Source organism: Stenotrophomonas sp. 05L44_2, from assembly GCF_056665995.1.
Genome location: NZ_JBFTNR010000478.1, coordinates 1 through 4,897, shown reverse-complemented (window position 1 = coordinate 4,897; position 4,897 = coordinate 1). Strand labels below are relative to the sequence as shown.

At 67.7% G+C, this 4,897-nt stretch carries 5 protein-coding genes and 3 pseudogenes; 4 read left to right on the top strand and 4 right to left on the bottom strand.

All coding sequences use genetic code 11. The features are described 5' to 3' along the window. From AC1VAN_RS15995 to AC1VAN_RS15985, 3 genes and pseudogenes are all read right to left on the bottom strand, one after another. Window positions 1–190, bottom strand: a pseudogene (locus AC1VAN_RS15995) (endonuclease III); the annotation flags it as partial. Further along, window positions 190–543 (bottom strand): hypothetical protein, encoded by a 354-nt coding sequence (locus AC1VAN_RS15990; RefSeq protein WP_032975654.1) that lies wholly within the window; start codon window positions 541–543, stop codon window positions 190–192. The pseudogene AC1VAN_RS15995 and the gene AC1VAN_RS15990, both read right to left, overlap by 1 nt. A gap of 4 nt (window positions 544–547) precedes the next feature. Beyond that, window positions 548–1,342 (bottom strand): enoyl-CoA hydratase/isomerase family protein, encoded by a 795-nt coding sequence (locus AC1VAN_RS15985; RefSeq protein ID WP_025875367.1) that lies wholly within the window; start codon window positions 1,340–1,342, stop codon window positions 548–550. 166 nt (window positions 1,343–1,508) lie between these two features. Here AC1VAN_RS15985 and AC1VAN_RS15980 point away from each other — a divergent pair, with 166 nt between their 5' ends. The 3 genes and pseudogenes from AC1VAN_RS15980 to AC1VAN_RS15970 form a co-directional block, all read left to right on the top strand. Continuing rightward, the gene (locus AC1VAN_RS15980) at window positions 1,509–2,210 is read left to right on the top strand and encodes an FKBP-type peptidyl-prolyl cis-trans isomerase N-terminal domain-containing protein (protein WP_025875366.1); all 702 of its coding nucleotides are present in this window, start codon (window positions 1,509–1,511) and stop codon (window positions 2,208–2,210) included. A 129-nt stretch (window positions 2,211–2,339) separates the two neighbouring features. Further along, on the top strand, window positions 2,340–3,164 hold the full coding sequence (locus AC1VAN_RS15975; RefSeq protein ID WP_480986173.1) for a CoA pyrophosphatase: 825 nt from the start codon (window positions 2,340–2,342) through the stop codon (window positions 3,162–3,164). After that, window positions 3,125–3,835 (top strand): annotated as a pseudogene (locus AC1VAN_RS15970) (sulfurtransferase); the annotation flags it as partial. The gene AC1VAN_RS15975 and the pseudogene AC1VAN_RS15970, both read left to right, overlap by 40 nt. 175 nt (window positions 3,836–4,010) lie before the next feature. On the opposite strand, the gene AC1VAN_RS15965 reads toward AC1VAN_RS15970, so the two are convergent. Continuing rightward, window positions 4,011–4,577: an N-acetylmuramoyl-L-alanine amidase gene (locus AC1VAN_RS15965; protein ID WP_032975661.1), complete on the bottom strand. Its 567-nt coding sequence runs from the start codon at window positions 4,575–4,577 to the stop codon at window positions 4,011–4,013. A 72-nt stretch (window positions 4,578–4,649) separates the two neighbouring features. Between AC1VAN_RS15965 and AC1VAN_RS15960 the strand changes: the two are divergent. Beyond that, a pseudogene (locus AC1VAN_RS15960) lies at window positions 4,650–4,897 on the top strand (hypothetical protein); the annotation flags it as partial.

Sequence of the window (4,897 nt, the reverse complement as noted above, 5' to 3'; positions counted from 1 at the left end):
CGCCGACGTCGGTGGCCTGTGCAGACAGCGCGACCGCCACCAGCAGTTCGAACGGCGAGCTGTATTCCAGCTCGGTCTTCGGATGCGGATTGAGCTCGCGCAGGCGGGTGAACATTTCCACCACGTCGGCACGCGGCATCGTACCGCCGCGGCGCGCAGGWGCGCGCGCGGTCTTCTTCGCGGTCGCCATTACTGCTCCTTGCCGGCGGCGCGGGCCTTGGCCCGGGCGAGGATGGCGGCCGCGGCGGCAGGCAGGGCGGGTTTGACGTCCGGTGCCGGCGCGGGCGTCCGGCGCGCATCACGCTCGGCCTCGCGGCGGGCCAGGCGCACGGCGCGTGCGCGGAAGCGTTCGCGCGCCGCCCATGCACGCTGCAGTTGCAACTGCATCTGGCACAGGCGGTCGGGCAGGTCCGGATGATCGGGCAGCAGCCGCTCATCGCCAGCGCGCACGACGTAGTCCATCAGTCCAGCCTGCAGCGCACCATCGGGATCGTCTGCCTGGACCCGGGCGAACAGCAGCACGGGGTTGGGTCGGGATGCCATGGCGTCAGCGGTTCTGGAAGGCGGGGGGGCGGCGCTGCAGGAAGGCGCTGGTGCCTTCGCGCATGTCCTCGGTGGCAAACAGCAGGCCGAACTGCGCACTTTCGTATTCCAGGCCGGCTTCCAGGCTGCATTCRCCGCCCACGTGTACCGCGTCGAGCAGGCCACGCAGCGCCAGCGGCGCCGACTGTGCCAGCTGCCGGGCCAGGGCCTGCACGCGGGCATCGAGCTCGGCGGCGGGCACCACTTCGTTGACGATGCCCAGGGCCAGTGCGCGCGCGGCGTCGATCGGGGTGCCCAGCAGGCACAGTTCCAGCGTGGCCGCGCGACCACACAGGCGCAGCAGGCGCTGGCTGCCGCCGAAGCCGGGAATCAGGCCGAGATTGATCTCCGGCTGGCCGACCTTGGCCGAATCAGCGGCGATGCGCAGATGGCAGGCCATGGCCAGTTCCAGCCCGCCGCCCAGCGCAAATCCGTTCACCCGGGCGATCACCGGCTTGGGCATGCGTTCGATGCGGCGCATCAGGGCCTGGCCGAGCAGGGAGAAATCRCGTCCCTGAACCGCGCTCAAGGTGTTCATTTCCGCGATGTCGGCCCCGGCCACGAACGCCTTGGGGCCAGCCCCGGTCAGCACCACCACCCGTACCGCCGGGTCGGCGGCGGCGTCGCCAAACGCCTCGGCCAGCGCCTGCAGGGTGGCGGCATTGAGGGCGTTGAGCTTGTCCGGACGTTGCACGGTAATGGTGCGGACGGCGCCATCATCGCTGACGTCGACCGGGTGGGGAGCGGGGGCCTCGACCACGGGAAACTCCTGGAACGTTAAAAAAAAGTGAGATTGAACTCTGTAAACGCAGACAGGTCATAGCCTGCGTGGTGAGTAGCGGTTACACGTTGTGGCCGTTATCCTAACCCGTCGCCTCAGGGCGGCGCAGAACGTCCCTGAGTTACCACCCCTGGAGAACTGTTTGATGAAGTTGCGTTCTATCGCGGTCGCCGTCGCGGCCCTGGCCCTGACGGGCAATGCCTTCGCCCAGGACATCGCGTCCGAGAAGGGCAAGCTGAGCTACTACTTCGGTTACGACTACGGCAACAACCTGGCGGAGCTGACCGGTCGCGGTGAGCAGCTGGACATCAACTCGGTGGTGAAGGGCCTTCAGGACGCCTACGCCAAGAAGCAGCCGGCCATTACCGCCGAGCAGCTGAAGCCGGCCGTTGAAGCGTTCCAGAAGCGCGAGCAGGGCCGTGCCCAGGCCGCCAAGGCCGAGTACGAAAAGGCTGCTGCCGAAAACAAGACCAAGAGCGATCAGTTCATGGCGCAGAACAAGGCAAAGGCGGGCGTGCAGACCCTGCCGAGCGGCGTTCAGTACCGTGTGATCGAAGCCGGCAAGGGTGCCAAGCCGACCCAGGCCAGCACCGTGCAGCTGGAAGTGGCCGGTCCGTTCCCGTACGGCCAGCGCCCGACCGAAGCCCGCCCGGCCCAGCAGATTCCGTCGATCAAGGTCAGCGAAGTCGAAATGAAGGCCATGCGTGAGACCCTGCTGCAGATGCCGGCAGGCTCGAAGTGGGAAGTCTCGCTGCCGCCGGATCAGGCCTACGGCGCCGACCCGCGCACCCCGTTCCCGCCGAACGTGGCTGTGCAGTTCGAGATCAAGCTGATCAGCGTCAAGTAAGAAGAAACAGCGTCAACATCAACGCGCCGGTGAATCCACCGGCGCGTTTTTGTTTCTGCACCACGCTGCAGCTGTGCGGGGCCCATCCCAAATTCAGCCCATTCGCGCTACTGTTGACYGGTGCAAATAATGGAAGAAACGGCGCGTGCTGTCGCAAGCCCCTGCATCAACGTCTGCAAGCTGGATCGCAACCGGCTCTGCGCCGGGTGCGGGCGGCATATCGACGAAATCGCACGGTGGTCGTCGATGAGCGACAGCGAACGCGGCCACATCCTGCAGCGTGTGCTGCCCCTGCGCCAACAGCTGCAGCAGTCGCTGCGAGGGTCGTTGGCCGATCATGAGCGGCTGCTGCGCGCGCTGCATCCGCTGGCCGAACCGCCGGCAGGTGACGGCTGGAACCGCAGTGAACTGGATGACCTGCTGCCTCCGGGCCCACCGGTCGAGGCGGCGGTGTTGGCTGGCATCGTGCCGCGCGCCAACGGTGCGCAGGTGATCCTGACCCGGCGTACCGAAACCCTGCGGCAACATGGTGGCCAGGTTGGCTTCCCCGGTGGCCGTACCGAGCCCGATGATCGCGATGCGCTGGCTGCCGCACTGCGCGAAAGCCAGGAAGAAATCGCGTTGGCGCCGACACAGGTGCAGGCATTGGGATATCTCGATCCGTTCGTGACCATCACCGGCTACCGGGTGACCCCGGTGGTGGCAGTGATCGATCCGGATTTCGTGGCGGTCCCGCAGCCCAGCGAAGTGGCCGAGGTGTTCGAAGTGCCGCTGGACTATCTGATGGCCGCCGACAACCTGCGCCAGGTCGAAATCAACCATCGCGGCCGCGTCCGCCATGTCCTTGAATATGGCTGGCCCGGCCAGCGCATCTGGGGCGCCACCGCGGCCATCCTGTACAACCTGCGTCGCGCGCAGTGCATGCCGATCTCAACCGCGACCTGTCCGATCTGACGCGGGTGGGCCATGGCCGCCACCCGTTGCCCGACAGCGATGCGTTCGCCGCACGACTGGGGCAATGGGGCATCGGCACCGACACGCAGGTGGTGGTGTATGACGGCAGCGATGGCAGCATGGCCGCCGCGCGCCTGTGGTGGCTGCTGCGCCTGATCGGGCATGCGAACGTGGCCGTACTCGATGGCGGCATCGCCGCCTGGCAGGCCGCCGGCCAGCCGCTGGCGACCGGCAGCAGCCAGGTCATCGCGTTGCCCGCGTATCCGGGGCGCTTCGATGGCAGCCAGGTTGCCAGCGCGGACGAGATCGAATCACGCCTCAAGCATGCGCCGGGCTGGCTGGTCGATGCCCGCGCGGGCGAGCGGTTCCGCGGTGAGGTGGAGCCGCTGGACCCGGTCGCCGGCCATGTGCCGGGCGCGGTCAATCGCCCGTTCGCGTTGAACGTGCTGGACGGCCGCCTGCGCGATGCACAGGAACTGCGTGCCGAACTGCAGGGCGTGATCGGCAACCAGGACCCGCAACGCGTGGTGCTGATGTGCGGTTCGGGCGTGACCGCCTGCCACCTGCTGCTGGCGATGGAAAGCGCGGGCCTGTCCGGCGCACGCATCTACGCGGACTCATGGAGTGGCTGGGTCAGCGACAGCAGCCGCCCGGTCGCCACCGGCGCCTGAGCAAAGCGGGTTGGTCGATTTGACGTTCATCCACGCATGGCGTGGATCCACGTGTCGACCAAGGTCGACACCTACCAACAGCCGCGGGACCCACCCCGCCATCCCACCGAATGCCAGCTTTTGACGTTGACGTTGACGTTGCCTGTGCGGGTGCAGGGCGCAGCCCTGCCGGCGCTTACTCCAACCCCTGCAACGGCACCTTCGCCAGCACCCGCGCCCACGGGAACAACGGGCCCGGATCACGCTTGCGCGCCACGGTCACCGCCGGGTCATCACTGGCCGGCACCTGCTCCAGGTCCAACTGGTCATGTCCGGCAATCCGCCGCAGCGACGGGTAACGAGCCACCAGTGCCTGCAGCAACCGTTCCAGCGCCAGCAGCTGCGCTTCGGTGTACGGCTCGTCCATCGCCTGGTGGCGGCTGTCGAGCCAGTGCGGGTAGCGCCCCGAATTGACCAGTTCGATGCCCACGGTATCGGCATTCATGCCGCGCACGTGGTGGGCGATGCGCTCCGGCGCCACGTACTGCACCACGCTGCCGTCGCGGTCGATGTAGAAATGCCCGCTGTTGCCGGCGCCGCTGTCGTACAGCACGCGCTCGCCGTACTCCCGGGCGGTCGCCAGGTCGGGCAGTTCGGTGCAGTGGATCACCACCATTGCCAGGCTGGATGGATCGCGCAGTGGCAGGCGGTCGTGGTAGGGCAACGGCTGCAGCTGCAGGCCGGGCAGGAGCGGTTTGGGCATGCGGCGATGCTAGCATTGCCGGATGAAACTGCCTTCCCTTCTGCTGTCGATCCGCTCCGTGGGAGCGCACGCATGAGCCGCGGTCACTGCATCCTGTCCCACGGCTTCGAGAGCGGCCCGGAGGCGACCAAGGTCACCGCGCTGGCCGAAGTCGCCGAGCGACTGGGCTGGACCCATGAGCGCCCCGATTACACCGACCTGGACGCGATGAGCCAGGTCAGCCGCGTTGGCGATGTGCGCACCCGCCTGCAACGCCTGATCGAGCGCACGGCCGCTGCCGCTGCGCAGGGGCCGGTGGTGCTGGCCGGCTCCAGCCTGGG